A 23,527-nucleotide genomic window follows, 5' to 3' on the forward strand; every position below is an offset into this window, starting at 1 on the left:
TCGAACCCGTTTGACAACGGGTTCGATAATTTTATTTAATTAAAGTGCTTTTTTGATTTTTGCAGCAGCATCGCTTGAAACCCATTTAGACCAAACACCTTCTTGTGTTTTTAGGAATTCAATTGCAGCATCTGCACCCTCAGCTTGGTTTTCTCCCATCCATACTAACATTGAGTTCATAACTGGGCCTGGGTATGTTCTTTTCTCTAAGTAACTCATACCTTCTGCACCAGCAGTTTTTTTGTAGTTGTCAGTAGCGATAGTAAAAACTTCAGATTTTACCCATGAAGATTTTTTAGGAGTACCACATTCTTGTTCAGGTTTTACAAGACAATTATCCCAATTTTCTTTTCCACCCCATTCTCCCATGTCAACTGACTGAAGATTGTATTTTCCTACTAAAGAAGTTGGTGACCAGTAATAACCAAACCAGTTTTCTCCTCTTTCAGCAGCTTTAGCAATTGAACCATCAAGTCCTGCAGCAGAACCAGTTTCAACAATTGCCCAACCTTTTTCTTCCATGCCCCAAGCTTTAAAGTGTTGCTTGTTAATTAATTCACAAGCCCAACCTGGAGGACAAATGTGGAAGCCACCTTTTGAAGGATCCTCAGGGTGAGGGAATAGATCAGGTCTTTCTAAAATTGCAGCGGCAGTTGTTAGCTCAGGATGCTTTTCTAAAGTAGCAGGTAATACCCACCAACCTTCACCTAAACCAGTGATTGGAGCTTTGTTAATAGAATGCATTTTGCCTTCATCAACTGCTTTGTTCAAAGCAACTATTGCAGCGTTAGCCCAAAATTCTGGAGCAACATCTGGCTCACCTTTTTCTTGCATAGATGTAAAAGTAGGCATTGTTGCACCTGGCACCAATTCTACAGAACATCCATAACCTTCTTCTAATATAATTTTATCAACTTCAGCCATAAAGTTTGCTGAAGCCCAGTTCATATTAGCGATAGTAATATTTCCACAAGCAGCATTAGCCACACTTCCAAAAGAAGTAAGACCAAAAACAACAGCTAGGAAAAGAAGTATTCTTTTAATTTTCATTATATCTCCCAATATTTGATTCATTTAAAATCAAATTGAACATATTGAGAGAAATATTGCAAATTAAATTCAATTGTAAGTTGAAGTCAAATTGTCTTTAATTATGCAATAAATTTAGTTAAGGTTTTATTATGAAATTTTCAGCAAATTTTTTTTTCAAAGAGTTTGTTTACATTTTAAATTGCAAAACAGTTTTTCAACAAATCATTATTAGAGAGTCGTAATTTTTAAACCCTAAATTAATTTTTTAATTAATTAATTAAAGGAGGTTTATGAATTTAAATAAAAAATTATCAGACATCTTAGATCCTAAAAAAATAGAAGTTGTTAAAAATCCTATAGAGAAAGCTCATGGATTACCTAATGAGTGTTATTTGAATGACGATTACTTAGAATTTGAAAAAGAAAAAGTATTTAAAAATAATTGGACGATGGTTGGTGTTGCAAGCTCAGTTCCAAATCCTGGTGATGCAAAGCCTTTTAATCTTTTAGATATTCCAATATTAATAGTTAGAAACAAAGAGAATGAGATAAAAGTTTTTCATAATGTTTGTAGTCACAGAGGTTTCAAATTAGTTGATCAAGAATGTAAATTAAAAAATGTAATAAGATGCCCTTATCATTCTTGGTCTTACAATTTTAATGGTAAATTAACTGTTACTCCTCATATAGGAGGATTAGGCAAACATGATGTAGAAGGATTTGATAAAAATAATAGCAACCTAAAAGAAATAAAATCAAAAGTTTGGATGGATTTAATCTTCATAAATATTAATTCTAATGCAAAACCATTTGAAGAATTTATTAAACCTTTAGAAAATAGATGGTCCAAGTTTATTTCTAAAAAAGACCAACAATTAATAAGACATGCATCTGACAACGGTTACTTTGATATGACTGTAAATAGTAATTGGAAATTTGCCATTGAAAATTATTGTGAAAGCTATCATTTGCCATGGATACATCCAGAATTAAATAGAGTTTCAAATATTGCAGATCATTATCATATAGAGGATGAAAATTTTAATTTCTCTGGACAAGGAAGTGATAAATATTCACAGCAGTTTGATGGAAATATAAAATTTAAATGTTTTCCAAATTGGCCAGCAGAACTTTCTGAAAAGTCAGAATATGTATCATTATATCCAAATGTAATGTTAGGAATTCATATAGATCATTTTTATGCATTTTGGTTAGAACCTATTTCCAACAACCAAACAAAAGAACACTTTGAATTATATTATATTGGAGATGAAAGTGCTTCGAGCAAAGAGTTTAAAGGTATACGAGAAAAAAATTTTGCATTTTGGCAAGAAGTTATGAATGAAGATGTAACTGCAATAGAAGGAATGCAAAAAGGGCGAAGTTCCCCAGCTTATAATGGTGGAAATTTTTCGCCTGTAATGGACACGCCTACTTTGATGTTTCACAAATGGGTTGCAACAAATTTAACAAAATGAAAGGATAAATTATGAAAAAAGATTTAATTACAAGGTTAAATGAGGGTCCTATCATGTGTGCAGAAGGATACCTTTTTGCAATGGAAAGAAGAGGTTATCTTTCAGCAGGTCCATTTGTTCCTGAAGTCGTTTTGGAGCATCCCGAGGTAGTAACACAATTACATAGAGAATTTATCAGAGCTGGATCAGATGTGGTCCAAGCATTTACTTATTACGGACATAGAGAAAAACTAAGAATAATTGGCAAAGAACATTTATTAGAACCAATGCAAAAAAATGCTCTTAAAATTGCAAAAGATGCAGCAGCTGAATTTAAAGATTTAGATTTGATGGTTTGTGGAGATGTTGCAAACACAAATGTATTTGATCCAGGTGATGCAAATACTCATAAGCAGTGTCAGCAGATGTATGAGGAGCAAGTTGCTTGGGCAAAAGAGGCTGGAGTTGATTTTGTTATTGCTGAAACAATTAGTTGGACTGATGAAATGAAAATTGCTTTGAAAGCAATCAAAGACGCTGGGCTGATTGCAGTGTGTAATTTTGCAATTCCTAGAGGCGATAAAACGAGAGAAGGACATAGTGCTGAAGATGCATGTAAGATGATGGAAGATCTAGGCGCCGATGTAGTTGGTCTAAATTGTTATAGAGGACCAGAGATGACAATGAAACTTTTAAAAAAAGTTAGAGACAAAGTTTCTTGTCACGTATCAGGGCTTCCAGTTCCATACAGAACTACTGAGGAAGAACCTGGTTTTTTAAATATTACTGATCATGGTTGTGATTGTATTCCTGGTGGGAATGCATTTCCTGTAGCTTTAGATAATTTATTTTGTAACAGATTTGAAATGGCAGAATTTGCAAAAGAGTGTGTTGAAAATAAAATAAATTTTATTGGGATTTGTTGTGGTGCCGAAGCTCATCATGTTAGAGAAATGTCTGTTGCAATTGGTAAAAAACCAATTTCAATGAAATACATGCCAGATATGAGTAAACATTTTCATCATGGTACTGATAAATCTTTAAAAAAAGTAAATAAGGAAATTAAATATTGATGGAAAAACATGCCAAAGTTGTAATCATAGGTGGTGGCGTAGTTGGATGTTCTATTCTTTACCATTTATCAAAATTTGGATTAAAAGATTGTATTTTACTTGAAAGAAATGAACTCACATCAGGTTCTTCATGGCATGCTGCCGGAAATGTTCATGTAATTTCTTCTGACCCAAACATCTCTCGGATGATGGCTTACACAATTGGTTTATATAAAGAGATTGAAAAAGAATCTGGTCATTCAACAGGATTTAAACCTAGTGGAGGTTTTTATTTAGCTTCAAATGAAGTGTGGGCTGATTATTTAAAGAGAGAAAGATCAAAAGCAAGATACATGGGGCTTGATCAAGAGTTTATTTCTCTAGAAGAAGTAAAAAAGAAACATCCGTTAATTGATCCGTCTAGATACTTGCTAGCATTATGGGATCCTATTGATGGTGAAGTTGATCCATCAGGAGTTACTTATGCTTTTGCAAAAGCCGCAAAAGTTCATGGAGGAAAATATTATACTCACACAGTCGTAAAAGACACAAAACAAAAAGAAGATGGAACCTGGGATGTATTTACTGAAAAAGGAAACATTAATGCTGAAATAGTAATTAATGCAGGTGGTTTGTGGGCTAGAGAAGTTGGCAAATTAGCAGGATTAAATCTTCCAGTTCAGCCCATGGAGCATCATTATTTAATCACTGAACCTATTCCAGAAATTGAAGCAATGGGAGATCAACGATTACCTATCGGAACAGATTTTGAGGGAAATATTTATTTTAGACAAGAAGGAAAAGGGATGTTGCTTGGAACTTACGAGCCAAAATCAACTCCTTGGAAAGTAGAAGGAACTCCTATGAATTTTGGACATGAATTACTGGAGCCAAAATTAGATAATATTGAAGATCGATTAGCAATTGGTTTTGAGAGAATGCCTGCCTTAGAGAAAGCGGGAATAAAAAACATTGTAAATGGACCTTTTACTTTTGGTCCAGACGGAAGTCCATTGATTGGTCCAGTACCTGGAATGAAAAATTATTGGGTTGCAGTTGGTGTTATGGCTGGGTTTTGCCAAGGGGGTGGTGTTGGAAAATGTATTGCTGAATGGATTATTGACGGTGAACCTTCAATTGATGTTTGGGCAATGGATGTTGCTCGTTTTGGAGATTATGCATCACCACAATATGGAACAATAAAATCTTCAGAAAACTATGAAAGAAGATTTATTATGACATTTCCTAATGAAACTTTACCAAAAGGAAGAAAACAAAAAACAACAGCACTTTATGATCGATTTGTTAATCAAGGAGCTGTGATGGGAGATAGTTTTGGATTAGAAAATGTTTTGTGGTTTGCAAATAATAAAGAAGATGCTCATGAAGAACCTACAATTAAAAGATCAAGATCACATGATTATGTTTCAAAAGAAGTTATTAATGTAAGAGAGAATGTTGGTTTGGTAGAGGTTGCAAATTTTTCAAAACATGAGTTCAAAGGCCCGGATGCTAGAAAATTTTTAGATCACATAATGGCTGGGAGACTTCCTAAACCTGGAAGAATATCTTTATCACCAATGTTATCTTATAGGGGGAAATTGTGTGGAGATTTAACAGTTGCTTGCTTGGATGAAAATGAATTTATGGTATTTGGATCTGGTGCTGCTCAAGAAATGCACAGACGTTGGTTTGAAAGTCACTTAGATAAATTTAATTTAAATTATTCTAATAGATCTGATGAGTATCATGGTTTGTCTATTGCAGGACCTAACTCAAGGAAAGTTTTAGAAAAAATTGTAAGAGACGATGTTTCAAATGAAAAATTTAAATTTAGAGATTCTAGAAGAATGTTTGTTGGAGGAGTTCCTGCATTAGTAAATAGAATTTCATTTACTGGAGAGCTTGGTTACGAAATTTATGTAGCTCCTCATTATCAACTAAAATTATACGAAGAACTAATTGAAGCTGGAAAAGAATTTAACATCAAACCTTTTGGTGGAAGAGCATTAATGTCGATGAGGCTTGAGAAAAATTGGGGAGCTTGGACATTAGATTATAGACCAGATTTTACTGCTAAAGAAACAGGATTAGATGCTTTTATAAATTGGGATAAAGAATTTATAGGTAAAGAGAGCGCACAAAAGGAAAACTCCTCACACAAGCTTACACCTTTAATTGTTGAAACCAATGATATTGATGTAACAAATAATGAAGCCGTTATGAATGGAGATCAAAGTATAGGTTATGTTACTTCAGGTGGTTTTGCACATTTTGTAAATAAGAGTGTTGCTTTTACTTTTGTTGATCAGGATAAAATTAAATCTGAAAATAAAGTTCAAGTAGAGATAAATGGAGATTTATTTAATTGCTCAATAATTAAAGAACCACTTTATGATCCAAGTGGTCAAAAAATGAGAAGTTAATGTCTGATCAAGATAAAGACGTATCTAAAAATTTAAATATTTATAAATTAGACAAAACAGAAGACGTGATGAGTTATTACGCAGATTGGGCAGAAAATAATAAATATAATAAAGACATGATCGATTGGAACTATACAGGTCCAAAAGAAACAGCTGCAGCTTTTAATAAACATCAGCAAAATAAAGATGCATTAATACTCGATGCGGGTTGCGGTACAGGGTTAGTTGCTCAAGAATTAGAGAAATTTGGATTTAATTATTTTCATGGAATAGACTTATCCCAAGATCTTTTAAATTCAGTTCCAAAAAACCTTTACAAAAAACTAAGTAAATTAGACTTAAACAAAGAAATTCCCGAAGCAGATAATACTTATGATAGCGTGTTATGCGTTGGAACTTTCACATTTGGTCATGTCAAAAATAATGCTTTAGATGAATTTTTAAGAATCACCAAATCAGGCGGCTATATTGGTTTCACTATAAATGAGGGTATTTTTAAGAAATACAGTTTTGATACAAAAATAGAGGAATTTAAAAACAAAGAATTATGGGAAGAAAAAGATTTCTTTAAATCAGATTACATAGCTAGTAAAAATGTAAATGCATGGTTAGGAATTTATAAAGTTACAAAATGAGATTTAAGAGAAAAATAGTTCCAGAATTTAAACCTAAACAGAATTTTATTATCAAAAAAAGATTAAGAGAAGACGAGATAGATTTTGATAAGCTAAGATCTTATCGTTTAGATAGAGTTAAAAAAGAATTAGAAAAAAATAATTTAGAAGCGTGTATTTTATTCGACCCAGTAAATGTTCGATATGCATTAGATAGTGTAAACATGAGTGTTTATAATATGCATAACCTAACAAGGTATTGCTTTATTCCAGTTAATGGTCCTACAATACTTTATGAGTATTTCAATTGTGAGAAATTATCAGAGCATTTGAATCTTATTGATGAATTAAGACCTGTGATTACTTGGGATTATTTTAGTAACGGTGATCAATCAGAACAACAATTAAAAAAATGGGTTAATGAAGTTAAAGATTTATCAAACTCATATTTTAAATCTAAAAAAATTGCTATTGATGTTTTAAATGGTCCTGCGGTTTCAGCATTAAATAAAGAGAACATCCAAGTCGTTGATGCTAAATTAATTTTAGAACAAGCAAGAGTAATAAAATCAAATGATGAAATTAAATGTATGAGATCAGCGATTGATGTCGCTGAAATGGGTATTGTTAAGATGAAGGAACAATTAAAACCAGGAATGACCGAGAATGAATTATGGTCAATACTCCATCAAACGAATATAGAAAATTATGGTGAGTGGATTGAATGTAGATTGTTAGCTTCAGGAGAAAGAACTAATCCATGGATGCAAGAATGCAGTAATAAAATTATCCAAGATAAAGAAATTGTTTCTTTTGATACTGACATGGTTGGCCCCTATGGTTATTGTGCAGATATATCTCGTGCATTTGTTGTTGGAAACAAATTTAATGATGATCAAAAAAAACTATATTCAATGGCAGTTGAACAAATTGATTACAATTCTAATTTAATTAAACCAGGATTATCGTTTAAGGAATTTATTGAAAAATCATGGAATTTGCCTGATGACTATTATGGAAATAGATATTCTTGTATGGTTCATGGAATTGGACTCTGTGATGAATGGCCATTCATAAGATACCCAACAGATGGTGGTCAAAAGGAAGGTTGTTTTCAGAAAAATATGACTATTACAGTAGAAAGTTATATTGGAAAAGTAGGTGGTAAAGAAGGTGTTAAGCTTGAGCAACAATACCTAATTGGTGAAAATGGACTTGAATTAATGTCCCATCATCCGTTAGAAGATATTTAATGAAAATTATTTTAGTTATGGGTTTACCTGGTGCAGGTAAAACAACTTTAGCAAATGAAATGGCACCTCATTTAAACGCTAAAAGATTAAATGCAGATGAAGTCAGAAAAGCTGCTGATGATTGGAATTTTTCAGAAGAAGGAAGAGTAAGACAAGCAAAAAGAATGGCTGAATTTGCTCTTAAATTAAAGGCAGAGGGTCATTATGTAATTGCAGACTTTGTTGCTCCTACGCCGGAGGCAAGAAGTATGTTTCCAGCAGATTTTAGAATTTGGGTCGATACAATAAAGAAAAGTAGATTTGAAGATACCAATCAAATGTTTGTTAATCCAAAAAACTTTGACTACCATGTAACAACTCAGGATGCTAAGAAATGGGCACCTTTAATAATTGAGGAGATTAAAAAATGACATATCAATGGGATAATAAAAAACCGACAGCTCAAATGTTGGGAAGATGGCAACCCTTTCATGACGGACACTATAAACTGTTTAAAGAGATAATTAAAAAAACAGGACAAGTTTGTATCCAAATAAGAGATGTGCAAGGAGTGGATGACAATCCATTTGATTTTGAAACCGTAAAAAAAAATATCGAAGAAAGATTAAATCCTGAATTTGAAGGTCAATTTAAAATTATGCTGGTTCCCAATATTACAAATATTTGTTATGGAAGAGGTGTTGGTTACAAAATTGAGGAAATAGTTTTAGATGAAGAAACTCAAAAAATTTCAGCCACTAAAATTAGAGCTCAAATGAGAGAAGAGGGTAAATTAAAATAACCTTTAATGAACGATAGATTAAACACTATTGTCGATTTAAAAAAATATCCTATTCACGATTTAAATTCCCCAATCATTAAAAATTTAGTAAAAAAATGTAAGGAAGAATTAGACCAATATAGTTGTTCAACTATTCCAAATTTTATTTTACCTAAATCTTTAGAGGTAATGAATTCAGAATTAGAAAAACAACTTGATGAAGTTTATATGTCTAAAGAAAGCATCAATGCATATCTTTATGCTAAAGATGATCCAAGTTTGCCTGCAAAACATCCAAAAAGAAATTTTATGGAAAGGTATAATGGATATTTAAATTCAGATTGCTTTCCAAAAAATTCAGAAATGAAATATCTTTATGAAACAGAAGAACTTTTAAAATTTGTTTCTGCATGCTTAGGTATTTCCCCTATTTATAGATGGGCAGACCCTTTGGCTTGTCATGCGTATAATGTTATAAAACCTGATGGAATTCTTCCTTGGCATTTTGATAGTTGTGAATTCACTCTAAGCTTGATGATACAGAAACCTGAAAAAGGAGGTGTTTTTGAATATTGTCCAAATATTAGAGCGCCAGGAAACGAAAATTTTGATGAGGTTAAAAAAGTTTTAGAAGGAGATCGATCAAGAGTAAGACAGCTTAAATTAGAACCTGGAGATCTTCAAATTTTTAAAGGAAGATTTACTCTACATAGAGTTACAAAAGTAGAAGGTCAAAAATCTAGATATATGTGTATTCCTGCTTATGTCTTAGATCCTTATAGAGTAAATACCCCAGAACACTCAAAAGCAATTTATGGTAAAGTTTTGCCAATTCATATAGAAAGAAATCAGGCTAGATCCGATGGATTAACTGATTAAATGATTAGTAATATTAAAATAAAGAGAATTAATTCTGAGATTTCATCAATAATAATTGATGAACCAAAAACATATAATTCTCTTTCATTTAAAAATCTTTCCGATTTATTAAAATCATTAAAAAAATTAGATGCTGATAAAAAAACTAAAGTAATAATCATAGAGGGCGCAGGAAAAGGATTTAGTGCTGGCCATAATCTAAAAGAAGTCAGAAGTCTAAAAAAAAAAGATAAATATCAAAAGTTATTTAATCTTTGCTCTAAGGTTATGTTGCAAATTGTTGAAGGAAAAAAACCAGTTATTGCAAAGGTTCATGGGGCAGCTTTTGCAGCAGGCTGTCAGTTAGTTGCAAGTTGTGATCTTGCATATAGCACCAAAGACGCTTTATTCGCGACACCTGGTGTAAATATTGGATTGTTTTGCAGCACACCAATGGTGGCGGTTAGTAGAAAAATTAATCGTAAACCAATGATGGAGATGCTTTTAACAGGAGAACCTATCAAAGCAAATTATGCAAAAGAAATTGGTTTAATAAATGATCATTTTTCTAAATCAAAATTAAACGATGAAGTTTTAAAAGTAGCAAAAAAAATTGCAACTAAATCAAATTTGACCATTAAAATTGGAAAACAAGCTTTTTATAAACAATTAGAAATGCCTTTAAGAAAAGCTTATGCTTACACTAGCAAAATGATGACTGTTAATATGATGGCAATGGATGCCAAAGAAGGTATTTCGGCTTTTTTAGAAAAAAGAAAACCAAATTGGAAACATAAATAATAATAATGAAGAATAAAAAAAATATACTCATTATTTTATTTATTATTTTTGGAATGTACTTTGTATTAAATTTTAAAGATCATAATTTTAAAAGAGCAGTGGATGCTTGTATTGCCGGAAGTCAAAAATTATCTGAGACTAAAATTACTGATTTGGAAGAAGCAAGAAAATTCTGCGAGGAACAAATTAAAAAAGAAAACAAATAATAAAATGAGCGACATAAAGAGGATTTTAGAAAATTCTAAGTCAATAGCAATGATTGGTGTCAGTAATGATTTAAAAAAACCCTCAACTATTGTCATGAAATATATGCAAGAGTATGGTTATAAAGTTTATCCAGTTAATCCATCAGCTAAGGGTAAAAAAATTTTAGGTGAAGAAGTGTTTGCCTCGATAACAGAAATTAAAGATCCTATAGACATTGTAGATGTTTTTAGACCTTCTAAAGAAGCATATGGTATTGCTGAAGATACAGTAAAAATTGGCGCTAAAGTATTATGGTTACAACTTGGAATAAGAGACGAAAATGCCAAGTCACTTGTAGAAAGAAATAATATAGAATACGTAGAAAACAAATGTACTAAAATGGAATATCAAAAATTTTTTTTAAAAGTAAGACAAGCTTTTCCTGTTTTGAGTAATTAATTTTATGACCATAGTAAATTTTACACCAATTCCTGCCTTTACTGGTGGATTGATAATTGGATTAGCAGTAGTGGTATTTTTTTTACTCAACGGCCGTTTAGTGGGAATTAGTGGTATTGCAAGTAATGCGTTAACAGAAAAAGAAAATAAATTTGATAATTTATTATTTTTATTGGGATTAATTATTGCACCATTTATTTACTCATTATTTTCTAAAGGAGAAATTAGCATTAGTATTTCTAATTCTTATGTCTTGATGATAGCAGCTGGTTTGTTGGTTGGAATCGGAACACGGATCAGTGGTGGCTGTACGAGTGGCCACGGTATAAGTGGTATTGGAAGATTTTCTTTAAGATCAATTATTGCAACAATTACATTTATGATTGTTGGAATATTAACTGTATTTATAAAAAATTTATTATGAACAAATTAGCTTCCCTTCTTTCAGGTATAATATTTGGTATTGGTTTAGTGATATCTGAAATGGTTAATCCAGCAAAAGTATTAGGCTTTTTAGATTTATTTGGAAATTGGGATCCTTCTCTTGCATTTGTGATGATTGGAGCTTTGGTTGTTTCATCTCCCCTGTTTCACATAATTAAGAAAAAAGAAAAACCATTATTTGCTGAGAAATTTAATTATTCAAACAACAGAACAATTAATAATCAATTAATATTAGGTTCAGCTTTATTTGGTGCTGGATGGGGATTGGGTGGATTATGTCCTGGTCCAGCTATAACTTCTGTTGCTTTATTGAATATTTACTCAGTAACTTTTGTTGTTTCAATGTTAGTTGGTTTTTATTTTGTGAAAACTTTGAATTTAAATAAAGCTAAGTAACTATAAAACTTAAATTAACCGTGATCATCAATTCTTTATTTGTCTATGGTTCATTACAACCTGGTGAAGCAAATGAAAATTATTTAAAACATTTGGAAGGTACTTGGAAACAGGGATTTGTTTTAGGCAATCTATTTAAAAAAGGATGGGGAAATAAAATTGGTTTTCCTGTGATTCAATTGGATAAATCAGGAGAAAAAGTTAGTGGCTGGTTACTTGAATCAGATAATCTTCAAAATAATTTAAAAATGTTGGATGATTTTGAAGGAAAAGAATACAGAAGATCTACAACCAACGTTTATTTGAATGATGGATCTATACAATTAGCTTATATTTATGAATTAAATGAATAAAATTTTAAAATTTTTAGACAGCACTTTTTTAGATTTGGGTCGACAATTTAAATGGACTTATTTGCCTCCTTTGATGGTTTATGTTGCAGCTGGTATTTCTGGATTAACTGGAATAGTTGGAACTTTTTTTGTTAAAGACTACTTAAATTTATCTGCAGCATTTTTAGCTGGACTTGGGTTTTGGGCTGGAATTCCATGGGCTTTAAAAATGCCTTTAGGACATTTGGTAGATCTTATATGGGATAGAAAAAATTATATGGTTTACTTTGGCGCATCTTTAATCGCTTTAAGTTTGCTGATTATGTATGGACTTATAATTCATACAGAAGACATGTCTGAAATTTTCTCAGTTGAGACTTGGTTTGTGATTAGCGTAATCTTAGCACCTGTTGGTTATGTAATTCAAGATGTTGTTGCAGATGCTATGACTGTTGAAGCTGTCCCACTAACTGATGAGAGTGGAAATGATTACAGTAAAGATCAAGTTAAAATTATGCATACAACAATGCAAACCCTTGGTCGTTTTGCAATTATTGGAGGTACTGTTTTAGTTGCGTTGGTGAATGTAATTTTATTTAGAGATGTAGATAGCCTAGAACAGGCTGCTAAAATTGCTCTATACGGTAAAATTTATTTGTATGCTTTAGTTATTCCAGTTGTTTCAATCTTAGGAGTATTTTTAGCAAAATATTTAAGGAATAAGAAAATTCAAAATTTAAAATCTAAAGTACTTGAATTTAAAGAGGAAAGAGGAACTGAGAAAACTAAAATTAATTGGTGGATCCTTGGAGGAAGCTTAATTTTTGTTATTTTCACTTTATCTATTGGATCCTTCAAAGTTCCCTTTGCACAAGAAATTGTTTTCATTGGTTCAGTCATTATAATTTTATTTTTGATGTTTAAGCTCATCAAAGAGTTGCCAGAAAATTTAAGGTTAACAATTGTTGGTACTGCAGTAATTATATTTATATTTAGAGCGATGCCAGGGCCTGGTCCTGGTCTAACGTGGTTTGAAATTGATGAACTTGGTTTTAATGAACAATTTTTTTCAATTTTGTCTTTACTAGCATCAATTTTAACATTGGCTGGAATTGTTTTATTGAGACCATTTATGGCCAATAACTCGATTGCAAAAATTATTGTTGTATTAAGTATAGCTAGTGCGATTTTATTTTTACCAAGTGTTGGAATGTATTATGGATTTCATAATTGGACCGCTTCAATAACAGGTGGTGTAGTTGATGCTAAATTTATAGCGATACTTAATACAGCTTTAGAGTCTCCATTGGGACAGGTATCAATGATTCCTTTATTGGCATGGATTGCTAAAAATGCCCCCTCACATCTTAAAGCAACTTTTTTTGCAGTATTTGCTTCTTTTACAAATTTGGCTCTTTCAGCAAGTGCTTTAGGAACAAAATATTTAAATCAAATTTTTACAGTTACTAGAGAAGTAAAAGATAAAGTTTCAGGTGAAATTCAAACTACTGCTGATTACTCAGAGCTTGGGATATTGTTAATTGTGGTAATTTTACTTACACTAATTTTGCCTATTTTATTTGTCTATATAATTAACAATAGTAAGTACAAAACCTCAGAATAAACAATAATTTTATAGTTTTTTTGGTTTTTTTTGTTAATTAAAAATTATGAAAAAAATTTTCCTAGTTTACGGTCATTATAATGACAATTCATTTAATGCAGCAATTAAAAATGAATTTATCAAACACTCTGAATTAAAAGGTAATAAAGTAGACGTTGTAGATTTATACAAAGAAAAGTTTGATCCTGTATTTGCTGGTGAGGACCCAAGCGCTGAAGTCTTAGATCATCGTAAGAGAATAGAAGAGAGTGATACAATTGTATTAGTTGCACCAATATGGAATTTTAGAATGCCAGCAATTGTTGAAGGATGGATTGATAAAGTGTTGGCACCACCATGGGCATTTAGATTTAAGCAACTAGTTGGAAACTATGGTTATCCAATTGGTAATTTAAGAAAAAAGAAAGCCGTAATTTTTTGTACATATGGTTCACCAAGACTAGCTATCACTACATTTTTTTTAAATTTACCGATTAGAAGACTTAAAAGAGGGGTATTTCATATGTGTGGCATATATAACATTACCTATCGAAGATATTTTGCAGTACCTTTTGTAAGCGACTCAAAAAGACAAGAGTTCTTAGAAGATGTTAGAAAAACTGCGAATAATATTTAGCACTTTATTAATTCTATTATTAACTACTGTTTATTCATATTCAGAGTTGATAAACCCAAGCAAAAATATTTCTCCAAAAGAAGTTGTTGAAATTCAACTTAATGGTCTCAAACAAAATGATTTAGAATATAAAGACAGAGGGATAGAGCAAACCTGGACCTTTGCTCACCCAAACAATAAAAGAGTAACAGGTCCCCTAGGTAATTTTAAGCGAATGATCAAAGGAGCCTCCTATAAAATGATGATTAATCATCTAAGCCACACTATCACAGAGCTTGGCAGTAGTGACAAATGGGCCCAATTTGAGGTCATCATTTTAGACAAGGACAAAATTTATCACAAGTTCAATTGGCAGGTTGAAAAATATACAGACGAAGGAGTTTTAAAAGATTGCTGGTTGACCACAATGGTATCAAGTCCAATTCCACTCGGCAGCTCAATTTGATTATCCACAGATACATTTTTGTTTCGTTACTAATAAAAATTTAGTAGGAATCACGAAATGAAAACAAAAACTAAAGTCGTAGTAGTTGGTGGTGGAGTAGTTGGTGTCAGTGCTCTTTATCATTTAGCAAAAAAAGGTTGGTCGGATGTAGTTCTTGTTGAGAGAAAAGAATTAACCTCAGGTTCAACTTGGCATGCAGCAGGTTTATTGCCATTATTTAATATGAGTTACTCTGTAGGTCAGCTACATAAATATGCGGTAAATCTTTATAAAACTTTAGAAGAAGAAACTGGAAAAAATGTTGGCTTTAGTGTTGTTTCAAATATTCGTTTGGCAAGTACAAAAGATAGAATGGATGAGTACCATCAGTACGCAGGTGTTGCTCGAACAATTGGGGTAGATGTAAAATTTTTAACTCCACAACAAGTAAAAGAAATTTGGCCTCTATGTCATACAGATGATTTAGTTGGAGCAATTCAACACCCAGAAGATGGATACATCCAACCAGCAGATTTAACACAAGCTTTAGCTACTGGTGCAAGAAATAGGGGAGCAGAGATTTATAGAAACACAACTGTTCTATCAATGAGACAAACAAAAGATGGATGGATTGTTGAAACAGATAAAGGATCAATAGAGTGTGAACATGTAATTTCTTGTTCTGGAAATTTTGCAAGACAAACTGGTGAAATGGTTGGATTAGATATTCCAGTTATTCCTGTTGAACATCAATATATCGTGACTGAACCTCATCCTTTAATTCAACAAAGAAAAAAAGACGGTTTACCAGAAATGGGAGTCTTAAGAGATAGCGATAGTAGATGGTATATGAGAGAAGAAGCAGGTGGATTAATTTTAGGACCTTATGAAGATGGTGCACCAGCATGTTATGTAGAAGGACCATCAAAGAATTCTGAATACGAATTATTTCAAGAAGATTTAGATAGATTAGCTCCACATATCGAAGGAGCAATACATAGAGTTCCGGCCTTCGGAGAAGTTGGAGTTAAGAAAGTTTATAATGGAGCAATTTGTTATACACCTGATGGAAATCCAATTGTTGGACCTGCTTGGGGACTTAAGAATTTTTGGATTAATGAAGGTCATAGTTTTGGAATAACTGCAGCAGGTGGTGCTGGTTGGCAACTTGCTGAATGGATTGTAGATGGTGAACCAACAATTGATATGTTGGGTGTTGAGCCAAGAAGATATGGAAACTATGCAACAAAATCTTATTTGAAGGCTAAAAATGAAGAAGCTTATAGTCATGTATTTATAGTTCACTATCCCGATGAGGAAAGACCTGCAGCAAGACCTTTAAGAACAGCTCCGTGTTACGAAAGAATGAAAAATTTAGGAGCAGTTTTTGGACAAAAATTTGGATGGGAAAGACCTAACTTTTTTGCAACAGATGGAATGGAACAAAAAGATGATTGGTCGTTTAGAAGATCAAAATGGTTTGATGCAATTAAAAAGGAATGTGAAAACGTAAAAGAAAATGTTGGTCTTTTAGATATGACTGCCTTTGCAAAATGCAGAATAAGAGGACCTAAAGCAGAAGAGTTTTTAGACTATTTAGTTGCAAATAAGCTTCCAAAAAAGATTGGAAGAATAAATCTATGCCACGCATTAAATACCAAAGGTGGTGTGCATTCAGAATTTACAATTATGAAAGAAGCTGAGAATAGTTATTACTTAGTATCAGCTGGAGCAAATTTAAGATTAGATCATGATTGGATTCAAAAATGGATGCCAAATGATGGATCTGTAATTTTTGAAGATTTAACAAATAGCACAGGTGTCTTGGTAGTTGCTGGCCCTAAAGCAAGACAACTAATGCAAAAAGTTTCAACAGATGATTTTTCTAATGAAAACTTTAAATGGCTTACAGCAAAAAATGTGAATGTAGGATATGCACCAGTTAATGCCATGAGAGTAAATTTTGTTGGTGAACTCGGATGGGAACTTCATCATCCAATCGAGTATCAAAATCATATTTTTGATAAATTAATGGAAGCTGGTAAAGATTTAGGAATTAAACCTTTTGGTATCAGAGCAATGAATAGTTTAAGAGTAGAAAAATCTTACAAATTAGTTGGAACAGAATTGTCGATTGAATATTCTCCATATGAATCAGGACTAGATAGATTTATTCATCCAAATAAAGGAAACTTTATTGGTTTAGAAGCACTTAATAAATGGAGAGAAAAAGGTTTTGATAATAAATTAGTAACTTTAGAAGTTCACAACACTAAAGATGCCGATGTTTTAGGAAATAATCCTATATTTAAAGACGGTAAGGTGGTTGGGAGAGCAACAGGCGGTGAGTTTGGTTTTAGATTAGATAAATCAATAGCTCTTGCAATGGTAAAACCTGATTGTTCTAATGTGGGCGACAAATTACAAGTTGATATATTGGGTGAAATGTATGACGCTACCGTATTAGATGAAAGTCCATACGATTCAGAAAATAATTTGTTGAGAGCTTAATGAAAATCTTAGTAGCAGTAAAAAGAGTTATTGATTACAACGTTCAAATCAGAGTTAAAGAAGATGGCACTGGCGTAGTTACAGACAATGTAAAAATGTCAACTAATCCACCAGATGATAATGCAATCGAAGAGGCAGTAAAAATTAAAGAAGCAGGAAAGGCAACTGAAGTGGTTGCAATAACTGTAGGTGAAGAAAAAGCTCAAGAAACTGTTAGAAAGGCATTAGCAGTTGGAGCAGATAGAGGAATTCATGTGAAAGCAGATGGAATACTAGAGCCATTAGCTGTTTCAAAAATTTTACAAAAAGTTGTTGAAAAAGAAAAACCAGATTTAGTTTTTATGGGAAAACAAGCAATTGATGATGATTGTAATCAAACAGGTCAAATGTTGAGTGCATTATTAAATTGGCCACAAGCAACTTTTGCATCAAAGATTGATGTAAAAGATAACAAACTAGAAGTTACTAGAGAAATTGATGAGGGACTTGAAACAATTGAAATAAATGTTCCTGCTATTGTAACTTGTGATTTAAGATTAAATGAACCAAGATACGCTTCTCTTCCAAACATTATGAAGGCGAAGAAAAAACCAATTGAAGAAATTTCTGCATCTGATCTAGGTATTGATACTTCTCCAAGAGTAGAGCAAATTAAAGTAGAAGAGCCACCAAAAAGAAAAGCGGGTATTAAAGTGGCTAATGTGGCAGAATTAGTTCAAAAATTAAAAAATGAGGCAAAGGTAATATAATGGCAGTTTTACTTATAGCAGAACATAATAATAAAGAGTTAAGACCATTTACATTAAATGCAGCTACAGCTGCTTCACAAATTGATAGTGAAGTTCACGCAGTGATAATTGGAAGTAATAGTGCAGAAGCATCAAAACAACTATCAGAACTTCCGGTAATTAAGAAAGTGTTAAGTGTTGAAGCACCACACTATGAAAATTTCACTGCAGAAAATTTTGCTCCAGTTGTGGTTAAGTTAGCAGAAAATTATTCTCATATCATTTGTTCAGCAAATACATTTGGTAAAAATTTAATGCCACGGATTGCAGCTCATCTTGATACCTCGCAAGTTAGTGACATTATAAAAGTAATATCATCTGATACTTTTGTTAGACCAATTTATGCCGGGAATGCTTTTGCAACAGTTAAAAGTAATGATGCAAAAAAATGTGTAACTATTAGACCAACTTCATTTGAACCTTGTGAAAGCTCAGGAGGCTCAGCACCAATTGAGAAAATTGATGCTGGTGAAGAATTTTCAAATACAAAATTTGTAAAAAGAGAAGAAATTAAATCTGATAGACCTGAACTTGGTACAGCTAGAATTGTTGTATCAGGCGGAAGAGGAATGCAAAGTGGAGATAACTTTAAATTAATTACAGAAATTGCTGATAAGCTTGGAGCAGCTATTGGAGCATCAAGAGCTGCAGTTGATGCAGGTTATATAAGCAACGATCATCAAGTTGGACAAACTGGAAAAGTTGTTGTGCCAGATTTATACATAGCTGTTGGAATATCAGGAGCAATTCAGCATTTAGCAGGTATGAAAGAAAGTAAAGTTATTGTTGCAATTAATAAAGATGGTGAAGCACCCATTTTTAGTGTGGCTGATTATGGTCTTGAGGCAGATCTCTTTGAAGCCTTACCTCAGCTCATGGAAGAGCTGAACAAATTAAACACTATACAAAAATAATCCTTACAGTTAAAAACTAGATTATGTCTAAAGAATCTATGGAATATGATGTTGTAATCATTGGTGGTGGCCCATCAGGATTAGCGACTGCAATTAAATTAAAACAATTAGATTCAAATTTGAATGTTTGTTTGCTTGAAAAAGCTTCAGAAATAGGAGCTCATATTTTGAGCGGGAATGTTTTTGAAACAAGAGCTCTAGATGAGTTGTTACCTAATTGGAGAGAACTTAACTCGCCAATTAAAACAAAAGTATTAAAAGAAAAATTTTTATTTTTAGGAAAAACCAAATCTTTGAGTTGGCCGACCTGGCTTTTGCCAGCAGTTCAACAAAATCATAAAAATTATATTATTAGTTTAGCTAACTTATGTAGATGGTTAGCTGAACAAGCAGAAGCTTTGGGTGTAGAAATTTTTCCAGGTTTCCCAGCAAGTGAAATTTTATATAATGATGACGGGTCTGTTAAAGGAGTAGCTACCCAAGATATGGGTATAGATAAAGAGGGCAACAAAAAAGATAGTTTTGAACCAGGCATTGAGCTATTAGGAAAAGTAACAGTTTTTGCTGAAGGTTGCAGAGGTCATCTAGGAAAACAATTAATTCAAAAATTTGAATTGAGTAAAGGAAAAGATCCCCAGCAATATGGAATTGGTTTTAAGGAAATTTGGGAAATAGAAGAAAAAAATCATGAAGAAGGACTAGTAATGCATACAGCTGGATGGCCACTTGATAACAACACTTATGGCGGAAGTTTTATGTATCACGCTGAAAATAAACAAGTGTTTTTAGGCTATGTAATAGGATTGGATTACAAAAATCCGCATTTATCTCCATATGATGAATTTCAAAGATTTAAAACTCATCCAGCAATTAAAAAAATAATAGAGGGAGGAAAAAGAATTTCATATGGCGCAAGAGCATTAATCGAGGGAGGATTTCAAAGTTTACCTAAAATGTTTATGCCAGGTGCCTTAATAGTAGGATGTGATGCTGGTACATTAAATATGCCTAAAATTAAAGGCTCTCATACTGCAATGAAAAGTGGAATGATTGCAGCTGAAACTATTAATGAACATTTTAAAGAAAATAAGGATTTATCAATTTATGAGGATAAATTTAAAAATAGCTGGTTATATAGAGAGTTATTTGAGGCTCGAAATGTAAAACCAAGTTTTAGTTGGGGATTAATTTTGGGTATTATCTTTACGGGTATTGATCAAATATTGTTTAGAGGAAAGCTTCCGTTCACTCTTAAACACAAACATGCAGATCATGAAACATTAAAACCTGCAAGTCAAATGCCCAAAATTGATTATCCAAAGTACGATAATGTAATAACTTTTGATAAAACTAGTTCAGTTTATCTTACAGGAACTAACCATGCTGACAATCAACCTGTCCACTTACAACTTAAAGATCCTGATTTACCAATTAAATATACTTTAGAAAAATTTGATGAACCTGCACAAAGGTATTGTCCTGCTGGAGTATATGAAGTGCAGAAAGAAAATGATGTTAATAAGTTTGTAATTAATTCGCAAAATTGTATTCATTGTAAAACTTGTGATATTAAAGAGCCTTCACAAAACATAACTTGGGTGACACCAGAAGGTGGTGGCGGACCAAGATATGGAAATATGTAAATTAGGACAAATCTATTGCAAACTTTTTTAAAGTTTCAATAGACACATATTTAAGAGTGTTTTCGTGAGTTCTTTTCAAAAATATTGGACATCCTTTACCGGCTTCAACTGCTCTTGCATACCAACTAGCACACAGACACCATCCATCTCCATCTTTTAAACCTGGAAATCCAAATTCAGGATGTGGAGTAATTAAATCATTACCTGCTTCTTTCATCCACTCTAAGCATTCAGTTGTAACTTTTGCACAAACAGTATGTAAACCGTGGTCATTTTCATCTGTATTACAACACCCATCTCTGAACCAACCTGTTAATGGGTCATTGGAGCATTCTTCTAAGTTTTCACCTAAAACATTTTTCTGTTTGTTAATATTTTTCATTACATGGCTAATTTAATTTTAAAATTATATTTTTTCAAAGATTTCTCTATCAATTAATGCATTAAAAGAAATAGATCTTCTTTCTTCATCGCTTTCTTTAAAAGGATAAACAGTATGCATTAAATAATGTGGAAAAAAATAAAAATCGCCTACTTTTGGTTTTATTGTGAAAATTGATTCAGATATAAATGCTCTAGATCCATGAATTAAATTTAGAGTACCTCCAAAATAATCTTTTTCTTTATCTTTATTTTGTACATGTTTACCAAAAGTTTTTGGAAGCTTTAAAAAACCAGCTCCTGAAATATGACCATTGTGATAATGAGCAGGATTATATTCGTTCTTAAATTGCCTGACTATCCATGACTCTAAAAGATTAAAATTTTGAATTTTTTTTCTTGTCTCCATCTCAATCCATTTGGCACTGCAGTTGGCTAAAAATTGAAGCCATCCTATTTCGTTCACAAATTCTTTTTCAAGCTTGAATTCTTGTGTCACATCTCCAATTAATTGTTTTCCAAAATCAAGTTCCTTTGATTTTTTTTCGTTTTCAACAATTTTATCAATGTAAGTGTTTAAATCTTTTACAATTTTTTCTGGTATAGTTACTTTTAATATTGAAGGTCCAAATGGTCTTATAATATTTGCCTGGATATCTTTCATAAAATAATTTAAATTTTTTTCTTATTTTATTTCATAAGCTTATCTAGGATCAAATACTTTTTATCCTAAGAATTTTTGAAACTTATTTCCCATAAACATTATAGATTTCTTCATCAATTAATGCATTAAAAGAAATAGATCTTCTTTCTTCATCAGTTTCTTTAAAAGGAAAAACAGTATGCATTAAATAGTTTGGAAAAATATAAAAGTCTCCTATTTCTGGTATGATATTAAGTGTTGAAGCAGACATAAACATTTTTGAGCCATGTATCAACTGAAGATCTCCTCCTCTATATTTTTTTGATTTTTTGTCTTGAACATGTTTCCCAAGATTTTTTGGAACTTTTAAAAATCCAGCACCAGAAACATGTCCTGAATGCCAATGAGTAGGATTGTATTCATTTTCAAACTGTCTCACAATCCAAGTTTCAATTAATGCAAATTTTGATATTTTTTTTCTCTCGTTAATTTCTATGTATGATTTAGTACAGTTTGCTAAAAAATCTAACCAACCTGAGGATTTTGCAAATTCTTTTTCCAAAACAAATTCCTGAGTAACATCTCCAACCAAAGACTCACCATAATTTAGGTTCTTAGATTGACTTTTATCTTTTACGACATCGTCTATATATTTGTTTAGTTTATCCAAAATTTCCATAGGAATTTTTACTCTAAACACTGGTGGACCAAACACTTTTATATTTTGATATTTCAATTCCATAACAATTAAATTTTAGTTGGGTTTGGTTCTCCTTTATAAACTACTTCGGGATCAAATTTTTTTTCTTTTTCAAGAAATTCCATTTCTACTTTACGTCCATTATCAATTGGTCCCATAGGAATAGATCTATAAAAGCATGATCTGTATCCAACATGGCAACTAGCGCCGTCTCCTATATCAACTGTTAACCAAATTGAGTCTTGATCGTCATCAATTCTTATTTCAGTGACTTTTTGGGTAAAGCCACTTGTTTTACCTTTGTGCCAGATTGCTTTTCTAGATCTACTAAAGTAGTGAGCTTCTTTGGTTTCAATTGTTTTTTTTAATGCTTCAACATTCATATAGCCGTGCATTAAAATATCTTTGGTTTTTGAACACATGGTAATGACAGGTATTAAGCCATCATTATCAAATTTAGGAGAAAGAAGATTTCCTTCCTCAATATCGTAGATATTTTCTCTTTTTTTGAACATAGAATGTGATTATGTAGCACATATATAGATATATTAAATATTTTAAAATTAGGTAATTACTGTATAAAAAGGCGCTATGAAACTAGTAAAAGACACTGACGATAAGTTAAATGAAAACAAGCAAGTTTCAGACAAAGATGCTGAAGAAGCTTTTAAAACAATTTTAACATGGATGGGAGAAGACCCAAATCGAGAAGGTTTATTAGAAACTCCAAAAAGAGTTATTAAAGCATTTAAAGAATATTTTAAAGGTTATAAAGAAGATCCAGATAAAATTTTAGATAAAACTTTTGGTGATGTAGAGGGATATGATGACATGGTTGTCCAAAAAAATATTTCTGTTCAAAGTCATTGCGAACATCATATGGCACCAATTATTGGAAAAGCTCATGTTGCTTATATCCCAAAAGAAAGAGTTGTAGGCTTAAGTAAACTTGCAAGAGTAGTTGAGGTATTCTCTAAAAGACTTCAAACTCAAGAGAGACTTACAATGCAAATTGCAAATACTTTAATGGAATCATTAGATGCAAAAGGTGTTGCAGTAACAATAGATTCAACTCATCAGTGTATGACTATGAGAGGAATTAAAAAAGAACAAGCAACTACAGTAACAAATTATTATTTAGGTCAATTTAAAGAAGATTTAAGTTTTCAAAATAGATATTTACGATTTATTAGCACTACGCTAAAAGATTAAA

The 23,527-nt window shown here is 32.0% G+C and carries 27 protein-coding genes; 22 read left to right on the top strand and 5 right to left on the bottom strand.

Annotated features, from left to right (window positions below):
• Nucleotides 1–39: 39 nt before the first annotated feature.
• A complete protein-coding gene (locus tag VP90_RS07165; protein ID WP_262590429.1) occupies nt 40–1,050 on the bottom strand; it encodes a glycine betaine ABC transporter substrate-binding protein in 1,011 nt (336 codons plus the stop codon).
• Nucleotides 1,051–1,322: 272 nt separating this feature from the next.
• Between VP90_RS07165 and VP90_RS07170 the strand changes: the two genes are divergently transcribed.
• The 21 genes from VP90_RS07170 to VP90_RS07270 are packed head-to-tail and all read left to right on the top strand — an operon-like array spanning nt 1,323 to nt 20,590.
• Nucleotides 1,323–2,510, top strand: coding sequence for an aromatic ring-hydroxylating oxygenase subunit alpha (locus VP90_RS07170; RefSeq protein WP_262590430.1), 1,188 nt, complete (start codon nt 1,323–1,325; stop codon nt 2,508–2,510).
• Between the two features lie 11 nt (nt 2,511–2,521).
• Complete coding sequence (locus VP90_RS07175) at nt 2,522–3,562, top strand: homocysteine S-methyltransferase family protein (protein ID WP_262590431.1); 1,041 nt, start codon at nt 2,522–2,524, stop codon at nt 3,560–3,562.
• On the top strand, nt 3,562–5,967 hold the full coding sequence (locus VP90_RS07180; RefSeq protein WP_262590432.1) for a GcvT family protein: 2,406 nt from the start codon (nt 3,562–3,564) through the stop codon (nt 5,965–5,967). Before VP90_RS07175 ends, VP90_RS07180 begins: the two co-directional genes overlap by 1 nt.
• The gene (locus VP90_RS07185; RefSeq protein ID WP_262590433.1) at nt 5,967–6,602 is read left to right on the top strand and encodes a class I SAM-dependent DNA methyltransferase; all 636 of its coding nucleotides are present in this window, start codon (nt 5,967–5,969) and stop codon (nt 6,600–6,602) included. The genes VP90_RS07180 and VP90_RS07185 overlap by 1 nt, the downstream gene beginning before the upstream one ends.
• Nucleotides 6,599–7,834, top strand: coding sequence for a M24 family metallopeptidase (locus tag VP90_RS07190; protein ID WP_262590434.1), 1,236 nt, complete (start codon nt 6,599–6,601; stop codon nt 7,832–7,834). Before VP90_RS07185 ends, VP90_RS07190 begins: the two co-directional genes overlap by 4 nt.
• Complete coding sequence (locus VP90_RS07195) at nt 7,834–8,244, top strand: AAA family ATPase (protein WP_262590435.1); 411 nt, start codon at nt 7,834–7,836, stop codon at nt 8,242–8,244. The genes VP90_RS07190 and VP90_RS07195 overlap by 1 nt, the downstream gene beginning before the upstream one ends.
• Nucleotides 8,241–8,615: a cytidyltransferase gene (locus VP90_RS07200; protein WP_075506148.1), complete on the top strand. Its 375-nt coding sequence runs from the start codon at nt 8,241–8,243 to the stop codon at nt 8,613–8,615. Before VP90_RS07195 ends, VP90_RS07200 begins: the two co-directional genes overlap by 4 nt.
• 6 nt (nt 8,616–8,621) lie before the next feature.
• Nucleotides 8,622–9,473 carry a HalD/BesD family halogenase gene (locus tag VP90_RS07205; RefSeq protein WP_262590436.1) on the top strand — a complete coding sequence of 284 codons (852 nt, stop codon included), beginning with the start codon at nt 8,622–8,624 and terminating at the stop codon, nt 9,471–9,473.
• Complete coding sequence (locus VP90_RS07210; protein ID WP_262590437.1) at nt 9,474–10,253, top strand: enoyl-CoA hydratase; 780 nt, start codon at nt 9,474–9,476, stop codon at nt 10,251–10,253.
• Nucleotides 10,254–10,258: 5 nt separating this feature from the next.
• Nucleotides 10,259–10,459, top strand: a complete 201-nt coding sequence (locus VP90_RS07215; protein WP_262590438.1) for a hypothetical protein — start codon at nt 10,259–10,261, stop codon at nt 10,457–10,459.
• Nucleotides 10,460–10,463: 4 nt separating this feature from the next.
• On the top strand, nt 10,464–10,898 hold the full coding sequence (locus tag VP90_RS07220; protein ID WP_262590439.1) for a CoA-binding protein: 435 nt from the start codon (nt 10,464–10,466) through the stop codon (nt 10,896–10,898).
• Between the two features lie 4 nt (nt 10,899–10,902).
• Nucleotides 10,903–11,322 carry a YeeE/YedE family protein gene (locus tag VP90_RS07225; RefSeq protein ID WP_262590440.1) on the top strand — a complete coding sequence of 140 codons (420 nt, stop codon included), beginning with the start codon at nt 10,903–10,905 and terminating at the stop codon, nt 11,320–11,322.
• Complete coding sequence (locus VP90_RS07230) at nt 11,319–11,738, top strand: DUF6691 family protein (protein WP_262590441.1); 420 nt, start codon at nt 11,319–11,321, stop codon at nt 11,736–11,738. Before VP90_RS07225 ends, VP90_RS07230 begins: the two co-directional genes overlap by 4 nt.
• Before the next feature lie 20 nt (nt 11,739–11,758).
• Nucleotides 11,759–12,091, top strand: a complete 333-nt coding sequence (locus tag VP90_RS07235; RefSeq protein WP_262590442.1) for a gamma-glutamylcyclotransferase family protein — start codon at nt 11,759–11,761, stop codon at nt 12,089–12,091.
• Nucleotides 12,084–13,694, top strand: a complete 1,611-nt coding sequence (locus VP90_RS07240; RefSeq protein ID WP_262590443.1) for a hypothetical protein — start codon at nt 12,084–12,086, stop codon at nt 13,692–13,694. Before VP90_RS07235 ends, VP90_RS07240 begins: the two co-directional genes overlap by 8 nt.
• A 46-nt stretch (nt 13,695–13,740) precedes the next feature.
• A complete protein-coding gene (locus VP90_RS07245; protein ID WP_262590444.1) occupies nt 13,741–14,310 on the top strand; it encodes an NAD(P)H-dependent oxidoreductase in 570 nt (189 codons plus the stop codon).
• On the top strand, nt 14,282–14,755 hold the full coding sequence (locus tag VP90_RS07250; RefSeq protein WP_262590445.1) for a DUF4864 domain-containing protein: 474 nt from the start codon (nt 14,282–14,284) through the stop codon (nt 14,753–14,755). Before VP90_RS07245 ends, VP90_RS07250 begins: the two co-directional genes overlap by 29 nt.
• A 57-nt stretch (nt 14,756–14,812) precedes the next feature.
• Complete coding sequence (locus VP90_RS07255; protein ID WP_262590446.1) at nt 14,813–17,245, top strand: GcvT family protein; 2,433 nt, start codon at nt 14,813–14,815, stop codon at nt 17,243–17,245.
• Nucleotides 17,245–17,994, top strand: coding sequence for an electron transfer flavoprotein subunit beta/FixA family protein (locus VP90_RS07260; RefSeq protein ID WP_075506140.1), 750 nt, complete (start codon nt 17,245–17,247; stop codon nt 17,992–17,994). The genes VP90_RS07255 and VP90_RS07260 overlap by 1 nt, the downstream gene beginning before the upstream one ends.
• The gene (locus tag VP90_RS07265) at nt 17,994–18,947 is read left to right on the top strand and encodes an electron transfer flavoprotein subunit alpha/FixB family protein (RefSeq protein ID WP_262590447.1); all 954 of its coding nucleotides are present in this window, start codon (nt 17,994–17,996) and stop codon (nt 18,945–18,947) included. Before VP90_RS07260 ends, VP90_RS07265 begins: the two co-directional genes overlap by 1 nt.
• Before the next feature lie 23 nt (nt 18,948–18,970).
• Complete coding sequence (locus VP90_RS07270) at nt 18,971–20,590, top strand: electron transfer flavoprotein-ubiquinone oxidoreductase (RefSeq protein WP_262590448.1); 1,620 nt, start codon at nt 18,971–18,973, stop codon at nt 20,588–20,590.
• Nucleotide 20,591: 1 nt separating this feature from the next.
• On the opposite strand, the gene VP90_RS07275 is transcribed toward VP90_RS07270, so the two are convergent.
• The 4 genes from VP90_RS07275 to hisI form a co-directional block, all read right to left on the bottom strand.
• A complete protein-coding gene (locus VP90_RS07275; protein WP_262590449.1) occupies nt 20,592–20,972 on the bottom strand; it encodes a DUF2237 family protein in 381 nt (126 codons plus the stop codon).
• A gap of 24 nt (nt 20,973–20,996) precedes the next feature.
• The gene (locus VP90_RS07280; RefSeq protein ID WP_262590450.1) at nt 20,997–21,635 is read right to left on the bottom strand and encodes a 2OG-Fe(II) oxygenase family protein; all 639 of its coding nucleotides are present in this window, start codon (nt 21,633–21,635) and stop codon (nt 20,997–20,999) included.
• Between the two features lie 82 nt (nt 21,636–21,717).
• Nucleotides 21,718–22,356 carry a 2OG-Fe(II) oxygenase family protein gene (locus tag VP90_RS07285; protein ID WP_262590451.1) on the bottom strand — a complete coding sequence of 213 codons (639 nt, stop codon included), beginning with the start codon at nt 22,354–22,356 and terminating at the stop codon, nt 21,718–21,720.
• A gap of 5 nt (nt 22,357–22,361) precedes the next feature.
• A complete protein-coding gene (gene hisI, locus VP90_RS07290; protein WP_262590452.1) occupies nt 22,362–22,829 on the bottom strand; it encodes a phosphoribosyl-AMP cyclohydrolase in 468 nt (155 codons plus the stop codon).
• 76 nt (nt 22,830–22,905) lie between these two features.
• On the opposite strand from hisI, the gene folE reads away from it, so the two are divergent.
• Nucleotides 22,906–23,526: a GTP cyclohydrolase I FolE gene (gene folE / locus VP90_RS07295; RefSeq protein ID WP_262590453.1), complete on the top strand. Its 621-nt coding sequence runs from the start codon at nt 22,906–22,908 to the stop codon at nt 23,524–23,526.
• The last annotated feature ends 1 nt before the right edge of the window (nt 23,527 follow it).

Source organism: Candidatus Pelagibacter ubique HIMB140 (assembly GCF_025558165.1).
Lineage (GTDB): Bacteria > Pseudomonadota > Alphaproteobacteria > Pelagibacterales > Pelagibacteraceae > Pelagibacter > Pelagibacter ubique_T.